We start from the raw sequence: 17847 nt of genomic DNA on the forward strand, positions 1-17847 counted from the left end.
TGGTTCAAGCCTCTGAAGGAGTTTGCTTGTAGTTGTAGCCGATCGGGTGAGGCAGGTTGCGCGCCTTGGCCAGTTCGATCTGCTTCTGTCGATCAATGGCGCTGCGACGGGTTTTCTCGCTCAGCGTATCCCAGCAATGCGGGCAACTGATGCCGGCCACGTAATGCTCGGACGCACGGTCTTCGACGCTCACCGGGGTACGACAGGCATGACATTGATCGTAGTCGCCTTCGCTGAGGTCATGGCGCACGGTCACGCGGTTGTCGAACACGAAGCAGTCGCCCTGCCATTTGGTTTCTTCCTGCGGCACCTCTTCGAGGTACTTCAGGATGCCGCCCTTGAGGTGATAGACCTCGTCGAAACCCTGGCTGAGCATGTAGCTCGAGGCCTTCTCGCAACGAATGCCGCCGGTGCAGAACATCGCGACTTTCTTGTGCACGGCCGGGTCGAAATGGGCTTTGATGTAGTCAGGGAATTCGCGAAAACTGGTGGTTTTCGGGTCGATGGCGCCTTCGAAAGTGCCGATCGAAACCTCGTAATCGTTACGGGTGTCGATCAACAGCACTTCAGGGTCGCTGATCAGCGCATTCCAGTTCTGTGGATCGACATAGGTGCCGACCTTTTTGTTCGGGTCCACGCCTTCGACGCCGAGGGTGACGATTTCTTTCTTGAGTTTGACCTTGGTGCGGTAGAACGGTTGGTCGTCGCAGTACGACTCTTTGTGGTCGATGTCGTCCATGCGCGGGTCGTTCTTGAGCCAGGCCATGAGCCCGTCAATGCCTTCGCGGCTGCCGGACACGGTGCCGTTGATGCCTTCTTCGGCGATCAGCAGCGTGCCTTTGATACCGTTGTCGACCATGGCTTGCAGCAGTGGCTCGCGCAGGGCAACGTAATCTTCCAGAGTGACGAACTTATACAGTGCCGCCACGACAATCTGTTGTGTCATGGGTGTTTCTCCAGGTGGCTACCCTCGTAAGGGGTGAACCGGATGCGAAAAAAAACGCGCCGGGTGAGCGGCGCGTTGTGCAGTCTAACAAAAATAAGTGCTTCTGTAGGAGCGAGGCTTGCCCGCGAAGGCGATCTTGAGGACGCCTTCGCGGGCAAGCCTCGCTCCTACCTGCCGCCAGCACAGGTCGGCGAGGCCGGGGCCGCGTCGATCTGTGCCCATTCTTCAGGCGTGTAGGTATGCAGCGCCAACGCATGGAACTCGCCCATCAGCTCGCCGAGCGTGCCGTAGACTTTCTGGTGACGCTTGACGCGGTTGAGCCCTTCGAACTGCTGGCTGACCACCACGGCCTTGAAGTGAGTCTGCAACCCACGACTGTGCATATGGCTTTCATCCAGCACTTGCAGGTGCTCGGGCTGTAACAGGCCCAGCGTCGATTCGATGCGTTGTTGCATGGTCATACCGGGCTCCGCTTAAGGCTTTTTCTTGGCAGCAGGAGCAGCAGCGCCGGCTTTAGGATCCAGCTCGTTAGTCATGTCGGCCAGCAGTTTGTTGACCACAGGCACCGCGCTTTCCAGCTTGGCTTGAGTCATCTGGGCCGATTGCTGAGTGAGCTGCGGCATTTTTTCCAGGACTTTCTTGCCCAGTGGCGACTTGTAGAACGCGACCAGGTCTTTGAGCTCGGATTCGCTGAAGTTGGTGGTGTAGAGCTTGACCATGTCCGGCTTCAGCTTGTTCCAGCCAATGGCTTGGTCCAGCGCGGCGTTGGCTTTGGCCTGGTAGGTTTCCAGCAAGGCTTTTTTCGATTCAGGGGCTTTGGTCTGTTCAAAGCGCTGAGCGAACATTTGCTGCACTTGCATGTACACCGGAGTGCCCAATTTGTCAGCGTGCGCCAGGGTCAGGAAAGCTTCGGCACTGGCGTTGTGGCTGGCGGTATCGGCAAAAACAGGGCCGCTGGCGCAAACCAGTGCAACCGCGGTACAGATGGCACGAAGACGAGTCATCGAGTTTCCTTTTCTAGCAGGCGAGGTAAAACCCCAAGGGCGTCCATTCTGCGCCTAAAAAACTGTATGGCTCAACCCCAAGCCTTGTCGCGCCTGATTTAGAGGGGTTGAACGGTCAAAATCCAGACTGATGGAACCACGGCCGACGATCACGGCCTAAACTGCGCTATCGACCTACAGGAGTGTGCAAGATGAGCCGTATCGAAACCGACAGCCTTGGCCAGGTGGAAGTCCCGGATGAGGCCTACTGGGGCGCTCAGACGCAACGCTCGCTGATCAATTTCGCCATTGGCAACGAACGCATGCCACTGGCCGTACTGCACGCACTGGCCCTGATCAAGAAAGCCGCGGCGCGGGTCAATGACCGCAACGGCGACCTGCCCGCCGACATCGCCCGGCTGATCGAACAGGCCGCCGACGAAGTGCTCGACGGCAGTCACGACGACCAGTTCCCATTGGTGGTCTGGCAGACCGGCAGCGGCACCCAGAGCAATATGAACGTCAACGAAGTGATCGCCGGCCGCGCCAACGAACTGGCCGGCAACCCCCGTGGCGGCAAGACCCCGGTTCATCCCAACGATCACGTCAATCGCTCCCAAAGCTCCAACGACTGCTTCCCGACCGCCATGCACATTGCCGCCGCCCAGGCGGTGCAGCAGCATTTACTGCCGGCGATCAATGAGCTCTCTGGTGGCTTGGCCGAGTTGTCCGCGCGGCACATGAAACTGGTCAAGACCGGCCGCACCCACATGATGGACGCCACGCCGATCACCTTCGGCCAGGAGCTCTCGGCGTTCATCGCGCAACTGGATTACGCCGAACGGGCGATTCGCAGCGCGCTGCCGGCGGTCTGTGAGCTGGCGCAGGGCGGCACTGCTGTCGGAACGGGGCTGAACTCGCCCCACGGTTTTGGTGAAGCGATCGCCGCAGAGTTGGCCGCCCTCTCCGGCCTGCCATTCGTCACCGCGCCGAACAAGTTCGCCGCGCTGGCTGGCCATGAGCCGCTGACCACCTTATCGGGTGCGCTGAAAACCCTCGCTGTGACCCTGATGAAAATCGCCAACGACCTGCGTCTGCTGGGCTCCGGGCCGCGCGCCGGTTTTGCCGAAGTGAAACTGCCGGCCAACGAACCGGGCAGCTCGATCATGCCGGGCAAGGTCAATCCGACCCAGTGTGAAGCGCTGTCGATGCTCGCTTGCCAGGTCCTGGGCAACGACGTCGCCATTGGTTTTGCGGCGAGTCAGGGGCACTTGCAACTGAACGTGTTCAAACCGGTGATCATCCACAACCTGCTGCAATCGATCCGCCTGCTGGGCGATGGTTGCAGCAACTTCCAGCAGCATTGCATCGCAGGGCTTGAACCGGATGCAGCGAAAATGGCTGAACACCTGGAGCGTGGGTTGATGCTGGTGACGGCGTTGAACCCGCATATCGGCTACGACAAATCGGCGGAGATTGCCAAGAAGGCTTACGGCGAAGGGCTGACCTTGCGTGAGGCGGCGTTGCAGCTGGGGTATCTGACAGATGAACAGTTTGATGCGTGGGTGAGGCCGGAGAATATGCTTGAGGCCGGTGCCAAGGGCTGAGTTTTGTAGCGCCTGACAGTCCAGCCTTCGCGGGCAAGCCTCGCTCCTACAGGTTTGTGCCGATCCTGAATATTGTGATCGACACAAACCCTGTAGGAGCGAGGCTTGCCCGCGATGAACGATAACGCGGTTTAACTGGCAGCCATCTTCATCCGCCGCGCCTTGAGCCCGGCAATCAACGACGGCCCAAGGGCCACCAACGCCGATCCCACCACCACCAACACCGCCCCGCCATACCCCAGACCATTGATCGTCTCGGCGTGCACATATTCCGGCCACACCCACGCAGCCACGGCCACTGCGCCAAATGTTACCAACGGCGTAATCGCCAGCGTTGCGCTGACCCGCGAAGCTTCCCAATGGGCAAGCGCTTCGGCAAAGGCGCCATAAGCGATCAAGGTATTCATGCAGCACGCCAGCAGCAACCAGCCTTGCAGCGGGCTCAGTTGCAGCGCCTCCAGCGGATGCACCCACGGCGTCAGCAATAAGGCACAGAACAGGTAGATCACCATCATCACCTGCAACGAATTCCACACCGTCAGCAATTGCTTCTGCCCCAGCGCGTAAAACGTCCAGACCGTTGAGGCCAGCAGCACCAGTAATACGCCCGCGGTGTAATCGGTCAGCGAGGTCAACAACTCGGCCAGGCGTTGATTGAAGAACAGCGCGAAGCCAATCAGCAGCACCAGCAGACCAATCCCCTGCCCCACACTGAACCGTTCCTTGAACACAAACAGACTGGCGATCAGCAACATGATCGGGCCCATCTGCACCACCAGTTGCGCGGTGCCGGGGCTGAGCAGGTTCAGGCCCATCAGGTACAGCACGTAGTTGCCAACCAGGCCGAGTACCGCCATCAACACCAGCCAGCCGCCGCGCGGGCCGAGGACTTTGCGACTGGGCAGGCGTTTGGTCGCTGCCAGATAAATGAACAGGCAGCCACCGGACACCGTCAGGCGAAACCAGGTCACCGTCACCGGGTCCATCACCAGCAGGACTTGTTTGAGTTTGATCGGCAGAATTCCCCACAGAACCGCGGTCAGCAAGGCCAGGAACAAACCGTAAACCCAGCGACCGGATGAAATATGCATGCGAACCCCAAAGCCAGATGGCAAGAAACGCCATTCTAGGCGCAGACCCCGGCGCGACACAGGGACAGTTGGCGGCTGGCCGCGAATGAAACTGTGCAGGTCGCACCATTAATTTGGCGAAGTGCCGTCGATCGGTTGGTCAGGCGGCGCAAGTGGTTCATGCATAAGCTCATTGGATCCACCCACCGGAACATCCTTCAGGAGACCTGCCATGTACGGCAAGCGCGCCCAGGACAATGCCCCCGCCACACACTTTCGTTGCGACCGGGTCTGTCGTGTGAACGGGGAACTGTTTTTCAGCACCCGGGAAAACACGCTGGAGGGGCCGTTTGATAACCGGCAGGCGGCAGAGCGGGAGATTCAGGCCTACATCGAGCGGATGCAGATGTCGGATGCCCACCGGTAGACCGAGGCGCCGGCATCGCGGGCAAGCCCGCTCCCACACTGATTGGCGGCGATCACAAATATTGCGTTCGGCACAGAAACCTGTGGGAGCGAGCTTGCTCGCGATAGCGGTTAATCAGGCAACACCGTGCTTGCGGACTTAACGCACCGCTTCAAACAACCCCGTCGCCCCCATACCGCCACCCACGCACATGGTGACGACGCCATACCGCAAATTACGCCGCTGCAACTCACGCACAATGTGCCCGACCTGACGCGAGCCGGTCATGCCGAACGGATGGCCGATGGAAATCGAGCCGCCATTGACGTTGTACTTGTCGTTATCGATCTCCAGGCGATTGCGGCTGTACAGGCACTGCGAGGCAAACGCTTCGTTGAGCTCCCACAAATCAATGTCGGCCACCTGCAAACCCTTGGCTTTGAGCAATTTCGGCACCGAGAACACCGGACCGATGCCCATTTCGTCCGGCGCGCACCCGGCCACCGTAAAACCACGGAAGAACGCCTTGGGCTTGAGTCCCAGCTCCAGGGCTTTTTCCAGGCTCATGACCAGCGTCATCGAAGCGCCATCGGACAGTTGCGACGAGTTACCCGCCGTCACCGAACCGTCCTCGGCGAATACCGGTTTCAACCCGGCCAGGCTTTCCAGCGTAGTGTCCGGGCGGTTGCAGTCGTCGCGATCGACGATGCCGTCGAGGATCTGGACCTGACCGGTGGCCTTGTCTTCAACCCGGTACTTCACCGCCATCGGTACGATTTCATCATCGAACAAACCATCGGCCTGAGCCTGAGCCGTGCGCTGCTGACTTTGCAGCGCGTACAGATCCTGCTCATGGCGACTGACGCTGTAACGGCGCGCGACGATTTCGGCGGTCTGGCCCATGGGGAAATAGATGCCCGGCATCTGTTCTTTCAGCAGCGGGTTGATCAGGTTGTCGGTGTTGACGCTTTTCATGGTCAGGCTGATGGATTCGACGCCACCGGCCACGATGATGTCGCTGCAGCCCGACGCGATCTGGTTGGCGGCGATGGCGATGGCCTGCAAGCCCGACGAGCAGAAACGGTTGAGGGTCATGCCCGCGGTGCCGATGCCCAGACGCGATAACACCGCGACGTTGCGACCAATGTTGTAACCCTGGGCGCCTTCGTTGGAGCCCGCACCAACGATGCAATCCTCAACGCTGGCCGGGTCGATGCCGGTGCGCGCCAACAAGGCATCGACACAATGGGCCGCCATGTCATCCGGACGGGTCTGGTTGAACTTGCCGCGAAAGGATTTGGCCAGGCCGGTCCGCACGCTGTCGACGATCACCACTTCACGCATGGCATACCTCATTGTTGTTGTCGGTTGAGAGTGGACCGAGCATAAGTCCACCTCATAACCGACCGCGACAATCATTCACCCCGCGTATGCGTAACCATCGGCTCACGACTTGCGTTTTTTGGCCTTCTTATCGTGCTTGTCTGATTTGTCGAACGCTTCTTCCAGCGCCTGGTTGATCGTGCGCAGGACCTTGACCCGGGCCCAGCGCTTGTCATTGGCCTCCACCAGGGTCCACGGCGAGATTTCGGTGCTGGTGCGGTCCACCATGTCGCCGACGGCCGCGCGGTAGGCGTCCCATTTGTCGCGGTTGCGCCAGTCGTCTTCAGTGATCTTGAAACGCTTGAAGGGAATGTCTTCCCGCGCCTCGAAGCGCTCCAGTTGCGTTTCCTTGTCGATGGCCAGCCAGAACTTGACCACGATGACGCCCGACTCTGAAATCTGCTCTTCGAAATCGTTGATCTCGCTGTAGGCCCGCAGCCAGTCTGCGGGCGGACAGAAGCCTTCAACGCGCTCGACCAATACCCGGCCATACCACGAGCGATCGAACACGGTGAACTTGCCCTTGGCCGGAAGGTGCCGCCAGAAGCGCCACAAATACGGTTGCGCCCGCTCCTCCTCGGTGGGCGCGGCAATCGGCACGATGTCGTATTGGCGTGGATCGAGCGCCGCGGCAACGCGCCGAATCGCCCCGCCCTTGCCCGCCGCGTCATTGCCTTCGAACACGGCGATCAAGGCGTGTTGACGCATGCGTTTGTCACGCATCAGACCCGAGAAACGCGCCTGCTCGGTAATCAGTTGTTCTTCGTAATCGTCCTTGTCCAGGCGCTGACTCAAGTCGAGGCTGTCGAGCAGGTTGAGCTGATCGACATGGATCGGCAGCGGCGCAGCGTTGACCTTGGAGGGATGAATCCGGGATCGCTTCAAGGCAATTTGCAGGCCTTCGAGCAGGATCTTGCCCACAGCCAGACTGCGATAATGCGCATCCACGCCTTCAATCACATGCCAGGGCGCGTAGTCGCGGCTGGTGCGGCGTAACACGCGCTCGCCGTACTTCACGAACTTGTCGTAGGTCCGCGATTGTTGCCAATCCAGCGGACTGATGCGCCAGCTGTGCAACGGATCGTCGGCGAGTGCCTTGAGGCGCGCCTTCATTTGCTTCTTGGAGAGGTGAAACCAGAATTTGAAAATCAGCGCGCCTTCGTCGCAGAGCATTTTTTCAAAACGCTCGGACTGGTTGATCGACTGATCCAGCACCGCGTCCTTGAATAGCCCATGAACCCGGCCTTGCAGCATCTGGCTGTACCAGTTGCCGAAGAAGATCCCCATGCGGCCCTTGGCCGGGAGCATCCGCCAGTACCGCCAGGCAGGGGGGCGCGCCAGCTCTTCATCGGTCTGCTGATCGAAGGTGCGGACTTCGATCAGGCGCGGGTCCATCCACTCGTTGAGCAATTTGACCGTCTCGCCCTTGCCGGCGCCTTCGATGCCGTTGATCAGGATGATCACCGGAAAGCGCTTTTGCTGCTGTAGTTCGAACTGCGCTTCGAGCAACGCTTCACGCAGTGCCGGTTCTTCAGCTTCGTAGGTTTCTTTGTCGATGGCGTGACCGATTTCAGCAGATTCGAACATGGACGACTCCCTTTCCAGATTGAGCAAGACTAGCGGATTGGGCTGTTAGTCAGCAGAGAAAATTCCCTGCGAGTTGGACCACTGTGGCGAGGGGGCTTGCCCCCGTTGGGCTGCGGAGCGGCCCCCAGCATTCTGTCAGTCACACCAAACTTGCAGGTTTTACGACTGCTACGCAGCCGAACGGGGGCAAGCCCCCTCGCCACAAAAAGACAATTGTCCCTGCCACACCAACCGGGCGCTTGCCATGGATCAAGCATCACCACGTCGATCAGCTAGAATGGCCGCCTTGCCGTTGCCGAGCCTGCCATGAAACCTGTATTGCCTCACGCCCAACTCGACTGGGACGACCAGGGTCGCCCGTATTCGCGGGTGTTCGACGACGTCTATTTTTCGGACAAGTCAGGCCTTGAAGAAACCCGCTACGTATTCCTCGAACAGAACGGTTTGCGTGAACGCTTCGCCGCGCTGCCGGACGGCGGTCGGCTGGTCATTGGCGAAACCGGTTTCGGCACTGGTTTGAATTTTTTGTGCGCCTGGCAGTTGTTCGAACAGCACGCCGTGGCCGGTGCGCGACTGCATTTTGTCAGCGTCGAAAAGTACCCGCTGAGCCCGCCGGACTTGCAGCGAGCCTTGGCGTTGTGGCCGGAGCTCAAGCCGTTTGCCGATCAATTGCTGACGCAATACGTGGCGATCCATCAAGGCTTCCAGCGACTGATTCTGGACAACGGTCGCGTCACTCTGACGCTGCTGATCGGCGATGCGCTGGAGCAATTGCCGCAACTGGACGCGCAGATTGATGCGTGGTTTCTCGACGGTTTTGCCCCGGCAAAAAACCCCGACATGTGGACCTCCGAACTGTTTGCCGAACTGGCGCGGCTGGCGGCGCCCGGCTCGACCATCAGCACCTTCACCAGCACCGGTTGGGTGCGCCGTCTGCTGAACGCGGCGGGCTTCAAGATGAAGCGCACGCCGGGCATCGGCCATAAGTGGGAAATCCTGCGCGGGGTGTTTCTTGGCTGGCCTGAAGAAACACCTGCGCCTGTCGTGGCGAAACCCTGGTTTGCGCGTCCGGCCCCGGTCACCGGCGAGCGTCGTGCCTTGGTGATCGGCGCCGGTCTGGCCGGTTGCGCCACGGCCGCCAGTCTCGCCACGCGGGGTTGGCAGGTGAGCCTGCTGGAGCGTCATGACGGTATTGCGCAGGAAGCTTCGGGCAATCCGCAAGGCGTGTTGTACCTCAAGCTTTCGGCCCATGGCACGGCCTTGTCACAGTTGATTGTCAGTGGTTTCGGTCACACCCGGCGTTTGCTCGAGCACTTGCACCGAGGCGTCGACTGGGACGATTGCGGCGTGCTGCAACTGGCCTTCAACGCCAAGGAAGCCGAACGTCAGGCACAACTGGCGGCGGCGTTTCCCGAGGATTTGTTGCACACACTCGATCAGGAACACGCGCAGATCCGCGCGGGCATCGCGTTGCAATCGGGCGGCCTGTTTTACCCCGAGGGCGGTTGGGTGCATCCGCCCGCTTTGTGCGCATGGCAAGCGGCGCATCCGAATATCCGGCTCCTGACCCATCACGATGTACTGGAACTGCGTCGTGTGGAGGGACAATGGCAAGCGTGGGAGGGTCACAAGCTGCTGGCCAACGCACCGGTAGTGGTGCTGGCCGGAGCTGCCGAGATCAAGCGTTTCGACTTCAGCAGCGACTTGCCGCTCAAACGGATTCGCGGACAGATCACCCGCCTGCCCCAAACACCTGCAAGCCAGAGCCTGAGCACCGTGGTGTGCGCCGAAGGTTATGTCGCGCCGGCCCGCCTGGGTGAACACACCCTGGGCGCAAGTTTTGATTTCAACAACGACGACCTGACGCCTACCACGGCCGAGCATGCCGGTAACCTGCAAATGCTCGAAGAAATCTCGCTGGACCTGGTCGCCCGACTCGGCGCAGACGCCTTGCAACCCGAAGCACTTGAAGGTCGCGCGGCGTTCCGCTGCACCAGCCCCGATTACCTGCCGATTGTCGGCCCTTTGGCTGACAGTCAGGCCTTCGCCGACGCCTACATCGCCCTGAGCAAGGATGCCCGGCAAACGCCGGACATCCCTTGCCCATGGCGGGATGGCTTGTACGTCAACAGCGGGCACGGTTCGCGAGGGCTGATTACCGCGCCGCTGTCAGGCGAGTTGCTGGCAGCCTGGCTCGACAACGAACCGCTGCCATTGCCCAGCGCCGTGGCCGAGGCCTGTCACCCGAACCGCTTTGCCTTGCGCCGTTTGATTCGAGGTAAATGAATCGACTCAACTGTGCGTAAGTGCGCAGACACCCTGTTTAACCTATTCATGTACCGCACATGGCCTGCCGTTTTGGGTTAATGGCGCACGCCTGCGTATTCCCTCTTATTACTTATCGATCTAAAACTCCCACGATCCCACCGGGTCAGTTTCTGAGTACCCGCTGTTTTTGGCCGGGTATCGATTGACCCTCCCCAACGGAAAAACCGGTAAGGACTTTATGTGCGGATTAGCTGGCGAGTTACGCTTTGATCATCAACCTGCGGACCTTGCAGCCGTTGAACGAATCACCCATCACCTGGCCCCTCGCGGTCCTGACGCGTGGGGCTTTCATAGCCAGGGGCCGATTGCCCTGGGCCACCGTCGCCTGAAAATCATGGACTTGTCGGATGGCTCGGCGCAGCCGATGGTCGACAACCAATTGGGCTTGTCCCTGGCCTTCAATGGCGCGATCTACAACTTCCCGGAACTGCGCACCGAGCTTGAAAACCTTGGTTATGCCTTCTATTCCGGTGGTGACACCGAAGTGCTGCTCAAGGGTTATCACGCCTGGGGCGAAGCGCTGCTGCCGAAACTCAATGGCATGTTTGCCTTCGCCATCTGGGAGCGCGACGCCAAGCGCCTGTTTATCGCGCGTGACCGTCTCGGTGTGAAACCGTTGTATCTGTCGCGCACCGGCCAGCGCCTGCGCTTTGCCTCGGCGTTACCGGCGCTGCTCAAGGGCGGCGACATCAACCCGATCCTCGACCCGGTTGCGCTCAATCACTACCTGAATTTCCACGCGGTGGTTCCCGCCCCGCGCACCTTGCTGGCCGGCATCGAAAAACTGCCACCCGCAACCTGGATGCGCATCGAAGCAGACGGCACCACCGAGCAGAAAACCTGGTGGACCCTGCCCTACGGACCACACGCCGACGAGATGAATCTGACGCTTGAAGACTGGCGTGACCGTGTACTCGACAGCACCCGCGACGCGGTGGCGATCCGTCAACGAGCGGCCGTGGACGTCGGCGTATTGCTTTCGGGCGGCGTCGATTCGAGCATGCTGGTGGGTCTGTTGCGTGAAGTCGGGGTGGAAAACCTGTCGACCTTTTCCATCGGTTTCCAGGATGCCGGCGGCGAACGTGGCGATGAGTTCCAGTATTCGGACTTGATCGCCAAACACTACAACACGCAGCACCATCAACTGCGCATCGACGAAAAAGAGATCATCGAGCAACTGCCCGCGGCGTTCCGCGCCATGAGCGAGCCGATGGTCAGCCATGACTGCATCGCCTTCTACCTGCTGTCCCGGGAAGTGGCCAAGCATTGCAAGGTTGTGCAAAGCGGCCAGGGTGCGGACGAACTGTTTGCCGGCTATCACTGGTATCCACAAGTCGATGGCGCCGCCGATCCGTATGCGGCCTATCGTGATGCGTTCTTCGACCGCAGCTACGAGGATTACGCCGCCACCGTTCAACCGAAATGGCTGACGGCCAATGACGCTGCCGGTGACTTCGTGAAGGAACATTTCGCACAGCCCGGCGCCGATGCGGCGGTGGATAAAGCCCTGCGTCTGGACAGCACGATCATGCTGGTGGACGACCCGGTCAAACGTGTCGACAACATGACCATGGCCTGGGGCCTGGAAGCGCGCACACCGTTTCTCGACTATCGCCTGGTGGAGTTGTCGGCCCGGGTGCCGGGCAAATTCAAACTGCCGGATGGCGGCAAACAAGTGTTGAAAGAAGCCGCGCGGCTGGTGATTCCGAGCGAAGTGATCGACCGTAAGAAAGGTTATTTCCCGGTGCCGGGCCTCAAGCATTTGCAGGGCGATACGTTGAACTGGGTGCGCGAACTGCTGCTCGACCCGAGCCAGGATCGCGGCCTGTTCAACCCGGCCATGCTTGACCGCCTGCTGACCGATCCGCAAGGCCAGTTGACCCCGTTGCGCGGCTCCAAGCTGTGGCAATTGGCGGCCCTGAACCTGTGGCTCAGTGAACAAGGAATCTGATCGATGAAACCCCACGCCACGGCTTATAGCCAACGCTTGTTGCGCGGTCAGTCGCCCTCCTATGAACGTTTGCAGGCGCGGCTGGCCGAAGACGGCAGTGAACTGGGCGCCGCGCCGATTGCCGTGCATTGCGGCTGGGGCCGGTTACTGATCGGCCATACCTTTCCGGATGCGGCAAGCCTGGCCCAGGAGCTGCTCAACGAACAGACCGGTGAGCGCGACATCGCCTTGTACGTTGCTGCGCCCCAGCAAGTGTTGGGGCTGGAACCGGCGCAACTGTTCCTCGACCCCTCCGACACCCTGCGTCTGTGGTTCAGCGATTACCGTCAGTCAACCCGGGTGTTTCGCGGCTTTCGTATTCGCCGGGCCCAAAGCGAGACGGACTGGCAGGCGATCAATCAGCTGTACCAGGCGCGCGGAATGTTGCCGATTGACGCGAATTTGCTGACGCCGCGACATCAGGGCGGCCCGGTGTATTGGCTGGCCGAAGATGAAGACAGCGGCGCGATCATCGGCAGCGTCATGGGCCTCAACCATCAAAAGGCGTTCAACGATCCGGAGAACGGCAGCAGCCTGTGGTGCCTGGCGGTCGATCCGCACTGCTCGCGGCCCGGCGTCGGTGAAGTGCTGGTGCGGCATTTGATCGAGCACTTCATGAGCCGTGGGCTGAGCTACCTGGACCTGTCGGTGTTGCACGACAACCGGCAGGCGAAAAGCCTTTACGCCAAGCTCGGCTTTCGCAACCTGTCGACCTTCGCCATCAAGCGCAAGAACGGCATCAATCAACCGCTGTTCCTTGGTCCTGGCCCTGAAGCCGAGTTCAACCCGTATGCGCGGATCATTGTCGAGGAAGCCCATCGACGTGGCATTGATGTGCACGTCGATGACGCCGACGCCGGGATGTTCACCCTCAGCCATGGCGGGCGCCGGGTGCGTTGCCGCGAATCCCTGAGCGACCTGACCAGCGCCATCAGCATGACCCTGTGCCAGGACAAAAGCCTGACGCACAAAGTGCTCAAGGCCGCCGGTTTGAACCTGCCCTCGCAGCAACTGGCCGGCAACGCTGACGACAACCTGGCGTTTCTCGATGAGCACGAGCGAGTGGTGGTCAAGCCACTGGATGGCGAGCAAGGTCAAGGCGTCGCGGTGGATTTGCGGACGATCGAAGAGGTCCAGCAAGCGATCAAAGCCGCCCGACAGTTCGACAGCCGTGTGCTGCTCGAAAGTTTCCACGAAGGTCTCGATTTGCGCATTGTGGTGATCGGTTTCGAGGTGGTCGCCGCGGCGATTCGCCGGCCTGCCGAGGTGGTGGGCGATGGTCAGCATTCGATTGGCGCGCTGATCGAAGCGCAGAGTCGGCGTCGGCAGGCGGCCACCAGCGGTGAAAGCAAAATCCCGCTAGACCATGAAACCGAGCGCACGTTGCAGGCGGCAGGTTATGACTACGACAGTATTCTGCCGGCCGGTGAGCATCTGTTCGTAAGGCGTACCGCGAATCTTCATACCGGCGGTGTTCTGGAGGATGTCACGGCGATTTTGCATCCGACCCTGGTGGATGCGGCGGTGCGCGCGGCGCGGGCGCTGGATATTCCCATGGTCGGGCTCGACCTGATGGTGCCTGCCGCCGATCAACCGGCGTATGTGTTTATCGAAGCCAACGAACGTGCCGGGCTGGCCAACCATGAACCGCAGCCGACGGCGGAGCGGTTTGTGGATTTGTTGTTTCCGCATAGTCAGCCAGCAGTTTCCTAGTCATGTGTCGTCTGGACTGACGCCTTCGCGGGCAAGCCTCGCTCCTACAAAGGAACGCGTATTACCTGTAGGAGCGAAGCTTGCTCGCGAAGGCGCCAGGTCAGGCACCCAACTTTTCCCTCATCGAAACCATCGATGCGCTCAACTCATCAGGAGTTTCCATGACCAGCAAAATCCCCGAACCGGATCTCAACTATCTGCAAAAAGTCCTGCTGGAAATGCTCGCCATTCCCAGCCCGACCGGCTTCACCGACACCATCGTGCGGTACGTCGCCGAACGCCTCGAAGAGCTGGGCATTCCCTTTGAGATGACCCGGCGCGGCACGATCCGCGCCACGCTCAAGGGCAAGAAAAACAGCCCGGACCGTGCGGTTTCCGCTCACCTCGACACCATCGGCGCTGCGGTTCGCGCGGTGAAAGACAACGGCCGCCTGACACTGGCCCCGGTCGGCTGCTGGTCCAGCCGTTTTGCCGAGGGCAGCCGCGTCAGCCTGTTCACCGACAACGGTGTGATTCGCGGCAGCGTGTTACCGCTGATGGCGTCCGGGCACGCGTTCAACACCGCCGTGGATGAAATGCCGATCAGCTGGGATCACGTCGAATTGCGTCTGGACGCTTACTGCGCCACCCGCGCCGACTGCGACTCCCTGGGGATCAGCGTGGGCGATTTCGTCGCCTTCGACCCGCTGCCTGAGTTCACTGAAAGCGGCCACATCAGCGCCCGTCACCTCGACGACAAGGCCGGCGTTGCGGCGCTGCTGGCGGCGATGAAAGCGATCATCGACAGCGGTGAGGAGTTGATGATCGATTGTCATCCGCTGTTCACCATCACCGAGGAAACAGGCAGCGGCGCGGCGGCGGCCTTGCCCTGGGACGTCAGCGAGTTCGTCGGCATCGACATCGCGCCGGTTGCGCCCGGCCAGCATTCCAGCGAACACGCAGTGAGCGTGGCGATGCAGGATTCCGGCGGGCCTTACGACTATCACCTGTCGCGGCACTTGCTCAGATTGGCCAGTGAAAACGAGTTGCCGGTGCGCCGCGACCTGTTTCGCTATTACTTCAGCGATGCGCATTCGGCGGTCACCGCCGGGCACGACATCCGCACCGCCCTGCTCGCCTTCGGCTGCGATGCCACTCACGGTTACGAGCGCACGCACATCGATAGCCTGGCTGCGCTGAGTCGGTTGCTCGGCGCCTACATTCTGAGCCCGCCGGTATTTGCCAGTGATGCGCAGCCGGCGAAGGGCTCGCTGGACCGGTTCAGTCATCAGATCGAGCACGACACGCAGATGGAAAGCGATACGCGGGTGCCGTCGGTGGATAGTCTGGTTGGGCAGCGTTCGGATAGCTGACCCGGATTTTGGGTCACCTGGAGGATCGCCATCGCGGGCAAGCCACGCTCCCACAGGTTTTGCGTCGATCACTATTTCCAGATCGACGCAAAACCTGTGGGAGCGTGGCTTGCCCGCGATGGCGTCGGGTCAGGCAACGTTGAAGGCCAAGGCTAGCCGCAACCGATCATTCGCCGTAGCATCGCGCCATTGTTTAGCCGAGGTGCCTATGCTGATTCCCTACGACCAACTTGAAGTCGACACCCTCACCCGTCTGATCGAGGATTTCGTGACCCGCGACGGCACGGACAATGGTGATGACACGCCGCTGGAAACCCGCGTATTGCGTGTTCGCCAGGCATTGACCAAGGGACAGGCGCTGATCGTTTTTGATCCGGACAGCGAGCAATGCCAGTTGATGCTCAAGCACGATGTGCCCAAGCACCTGTTCGACTGAGGCGCTCAGCGTCCTTTGGTTTTCGCCAGTTTGACCTGGATGCGATCGTAGACTTCGGCTCGATGCACATTGACGTTTTGTGGCGCTTCGACACCGAAGCGCACGCTGCCTCCGTTGACGGCGATGATGCGCACTGAAATGTTGTCACCGATGGAAATCATCTCGCCCACAACGCGACTGAGTACAAGCATGGCATTCATCCTTCAGGGTTACCGGCCCTTGAAGATGCCTGTCGCACAGCAGGTCTTCAATGCAACGACGGCAATTCAGTCTTGCCCTACAACGCAGGACCATCCTCCCTTACGGAAGCGTCTTACAAATCCTTTGAATGCCGCCTCAAGAAGCGGAGAAACGCGGACCGAATAGAATCACGCTGGCCCCGATCACGCACAGCGCCACGCCCAGCCAGTCCGAGCCCAAGGGACGAATCCGCTCGACCACCGCCAGCCAACCGATCGACGCGACGATGTAAATGCCTCCATAGGCGGCATAGGCGCGACCGGCGTAAGTCGCCTCGACACGGGTCAGCAACAGTGCGAACAACGTCAGGCTGAGCAGCGCCGGCACCACCCACCAAATGCTTTTACCTTGGCGCAGCCACATCCAGAAGGCGAAGCAGCCGGCGATTTCGAACAGCGCCGCGAGGAAAAACCACAGGTAATTGAGCATGCAGACGTCTCGTGAGGATGGCCGTTGCGGCCACCCTAACGACGGTGTTGCGCACGGGCAAGTTCAGCCTGCGTTTTGTTTGGCCTTGGCGCGCATCTTGTCGGCCATGGCGGTCATTTCGTTGTAGAGCAGTTGCGGGTTTTTCTGCTTCAGCGCCCAGGCCATGCGTCCCTGCTCGTGGGGCAGAATCATGAATTCACCGGCGGCGACATGCTTGTAGATGTAATCGGCGATGTCGGTTGCGGTGATTGGCGAACTTTCCAGCAATTTGCCGACCTGGGCTTTCATGGCCGGGGTCGGGCCGCGGAAGGAATCCAGCAGGTTGGTCTGGAAGAACGACGGACAAACCACATGCACGCCCACTTCCTGCTGCGCCAGTTCGACCAGCAGGCTTTCGGACAGGGCCACCACGCCCGCCTTGGCCACGTTGTAGTTGCTCATGGCCGGGCCTTGCATCAGCGCGGCCATCGACGCGATGTTGATGATCTTGCCTTTGCTTTTTTCCAGCAGCGGCAGGAAGGCCTTGCAGCCCTTGACCACGCCCATCAGGTTGATCGCGATCTGCCAGTCCCAATCTTCCAGGGACAGTTCACTGAAGAACCCGCCCGAGGCCACGCCGGCGTTGTTGACGATGACATCGATGCCGCCAAGCTTCTCTTCGCACGCTTGGGCGAAGGCTGTCAGCTGACTGTAATCGCGCACATCGCAACGCTGGATAAAACCGTCGCCGCCCGCTTCGCGAACCTGTTTCAGGGTTTCCTGCAGACCGGGCTCGCTGACATCCGACAAGGCCAGCTGCCAGCCTTCACGCGCCCAACGCAGCGCGATTTCGCGACCTAAGCCTGAGCCCGCGCCAGTGATCATCATGCGATTTTGCATAGCAAACAGCCTTGTTGTTCCGGGGAAGATGCGCTGAGTGTAGCGAAGGACATTGCGCGACCCACGCTCCATCAGATTGCTGAATGGTCCGAGCAAACCTCGGGAGCGCCCGAATCAACTAACGCTGTAAAAAACGAAATAAGGCTTTCTTCGAAAAACATTAAAAAAACTTGGAATTTTCTGACACCCGCGACAGTCGGATTTTATAAGCAGCTCGGGTTTATTGCAGTCCAGCTGACAGTTAAAAGCTAACGTCATTCCAGAACACTTCCAACAAGGAAATAGACATGGGCACAATTCTTATCGTAATTCTGATTCTCCTGCTGGTAGGTGGTTTGCCGGTCTTTCCACACTCCAGAAGTTGGGGTTATGGCCCGTCGGGTATCATCGGCGCGGTGTTGGTGGTGCTGCTGATTCTGCTGTTACTTGGCAAGATTTAAAGATCCTGGTCAAAAAAGAGGCCCTTGAACAAGGGCCTCTTTTTTATTGCGCCTGAAA

At 60.0% G+C, this 17847-nt stretch carries 17 protein-coding genes; 8 read left to right on the plus strand and 9 right to left on the minus strand.

What is annotated here, in order from left to right:
- Positions 1–4: 4 nt before the first annotated feature.
- The 3 genes from ACIQV9_RS25335 to ACIQV9_RS25345 form a co-directional block, all read right to left on the minus strand.
- Positions 5–946, minus strand: coding sequence for a rhodanese-related sulfurtransferase (locus ACIQV9_RS25335; protein ID WP_109633750.1), 942 nt, complete (start codon positions 944–946; stop codon positions 5–7).
- Positions 947–1113: 167 nt separating this feature from the next.
- Positions 1114–1407, minus strand: a complete 294-nt coding sequence (locus ACIQV9_RS25340; protein ID WP_403107371.1) for a BolA family protein — start codon at positions 1405–1407, stop codon at positions 1114–1116.
- Between the two features lie 12 nt (positions 1408–1419).
- Complete coding sequence (locus tag ACIQV9_RS25345) at positions 1420–1950, minus strand: DUF2059 domain-containing protein (RefSeq protein ID WP_403107373.1); 531 nt, start codon at positions 1948–1950, stop codon at positions 1420–1422.
- Positions 1951–2141: 191 nt separating this feature from the next.
- Between ACIQV9_RS25345 and ACIQV9_RS25350 the strand changes: the two genes are divergently transcribed.
- Positions 2142–3536 carry a class II fumarate hydratase gene (locus tag ACIQV9_RS25350; RefSeq protein WP_403107375.1) on the plus strand — a complete coding sequence of 465 codons (1395 nt, stop codon included), beginning with the start codon at positions 2142–2144 and terminating at the stop codon, positions 3534–3536.
- A gap of 131 nt (positions 3537–3667) precedes the next feature.
- Here the strand turns inward: ACIQV9_RS25350 and ACIQV9_RS25355 are convergent, their stop codons facing one another.
- A complete protein-coding gene (locus ACIQV9_RS25355; RefSeq protein WP_403107377.1) occupies positions 3668–4627 on the minus strand; it encodes a DMT family transporter in 960 nt (319 codons plus the stop codon).
- A 211-nt stretch (positions 4628–4838) separates the two neighbouring features.
- Between ACIQV9_RS25355 and ACIQV9_RS25360 the strand changes: the two genes are divergently transcribed.
- Positions 4839–5033 (plus strand): DUF6316 family protein, encoded by a 195-nt coding sequence (locus ACIQV9_RS25360; RefSeq protein WP_403107379.1) that lies wholly within the window; start codon positions 4839–4841, stop codon positions 5031–5033.
- Between the two features lie 138 nt (positions 5034–5171).
- Here the strand turns inward: ACIQV9_RS25360 and ACIQV9_RS25365 are convergent, their stop codons facing one another.
- Complete coding sequence (locus tag ACIQV9_RS25365; protein WP_403107381.1) at positions 5172–6356, minus strand: thiolase family protein; 1185 nt, start codon at positions 6354–6356, stop codon at positions 5172–5174.
- Positions 6357–6458: 102 nt separating this feature from the next.
- A complete protein-coding gene (gene pap / locus ACIQV9_RS25370; RefSeq protein WP_403107383.1) occupies positions 6459–7982 on the minus strand; it encodes a polyphosphate:AMP phosphotransferase in 1524 nt (507 codons plus the stop codon).
- Between the two features lie 306 nt (positions 7983–8288).
- Between pap and mnmC the strand changes: the two genes are divergently transcribed.
- From mnmC to ACIQV9_RS25395, 5 genes are all read left to right on the plus strand, one after another.
- Positions 8289–10268, plus strand: a complete 1980-nt coding sequence (gene mnmC, locus ACIQV9_RS25375) for a bifunctional tRNA (5-methylaminomethyl-2-thiouridine)(34)-methyltransferase MnmD/FAD-dependent 5-carboxymethylaminomethyl-2-thiouridine(34) oxidoreductase MnmC (protein WP_403107385.1) — start codon at positions 8289–8291, stop codon at positions 10266–10268.
- A gap of 220 nt (positions 10269–10488) precedes the next feature.
- Complete coding sequence (locus tag ACIQV9_RS25380; RefSeq protein WP_403107387.1) at positions 10489–12261, plus strand: N-acetylglutaminylglutamine amidotransferase; 1773 nt, start codon at positions 10489–10491, stop codon at positions 12259–12261.
- Positions 12262–12264: 3 nt separating this feature from the next.
- Entirely contained in the window at positions 12265–14013 is a 1749-nt protein-coding gene (ngg, locus tag ACIQV9_RS25385) for an N-acetylglutaminylglutamine synthetase (protein ID WP_403107389.1), read from the plus strand.
- 161 nt (positions 14014–14174) lie between these two features.
- Positions 14175–15365 (plus strand): osmoprotectant NAGGN system M42 family peptidase, encoded by a 1191-nt coding sequence (locus ACIQV9_RS25390; RefSeq protein ID WP_403107391.1) that lies wholly within the window; start codon positions 14175–14177, stop codon positions 15363–15365.
- A 208-nt stretch (positions 15366–15573) separates the two neighbouring features.
- Positions 15574–15801: a YheU family protein gene (locus ACIQV9_RS25395; protein WP_010461751.1), complete on the plus strand. Its 228-nt coding sequence runs from the start codon at positions 15574–15576 to the stop codon at positions 15799–15801.
- A gap of 5 nt (positions 15802–15806) precedes the next feature.
- Here the strand turns inward: ACIQV9_RS25395 and csrA are convergent, their stop codons facing one another.
- From csrA to ACIQV9_RS25410, 3 genes are all read right to left on the minus strand, one after another.
- Complete coding sequence (csrA, locus tag ACIQV9_RS25400; RefSeq protein ID WP_403107393.1) at positions 15807–15992, minus strand: carbon storage regulator CsrA; 186 nt, start codon at positions 15990–15992, stop codon at positions 15807–15809.
- Positions 15993–16137: 145 nt separating this feature from the next.
- The gene (locus ACIQV9_RS25405) at positions 16138–16470 is read right to left on the minus strand and encodes a YnfA family protein (RefSeq protein WP_403107395.1); all 333 of its coding nucleotides are present in this window, start codon (positions 16468–16470) and stop codon (positions 16138–16140) included.
- 63 nt (positions 16471–16533) lie between these two features.
- A complete protein-coding gene (locus ACIQV9_RS25410; RefSeq protein WP_403107397.1) occupies positions 16534–17349 on the minus strand; it encodes an SDR family oxidoreductase in 816 nt (271 codons plus the stop codon).
- A 281-nt stretch (positions 17350–17630) separates the two neighbouring features.
- Between ACIQV9_RS25410 and ACIQV9_RS25415 the strand changes: the two genes are divergently transcribed.
- Positions 17631–17789 (plus strand): DUF3309 family protein, encoded by a 159-nt coding sequence (locus ACIQV9_RS25415; RefSeq protein ID WP_403107421.1) that lies wholly within the window; start codon positions 17631–17633, stop codon positions 17787–17789.
- Positions 17790–17847 lie beyond the last annotated feature (58 nt).

The sequence above is a fragment of the Pseudomonas sp. NPDC099000 genome, assembly GCF_044759925.1.
Classification (GTDB): domain Bacteria; phylum Pseudomonadota; class Gammaproteobacteria; order Pseudomonadales; family Pseudomonadaceae; genus Aquipseudomonas.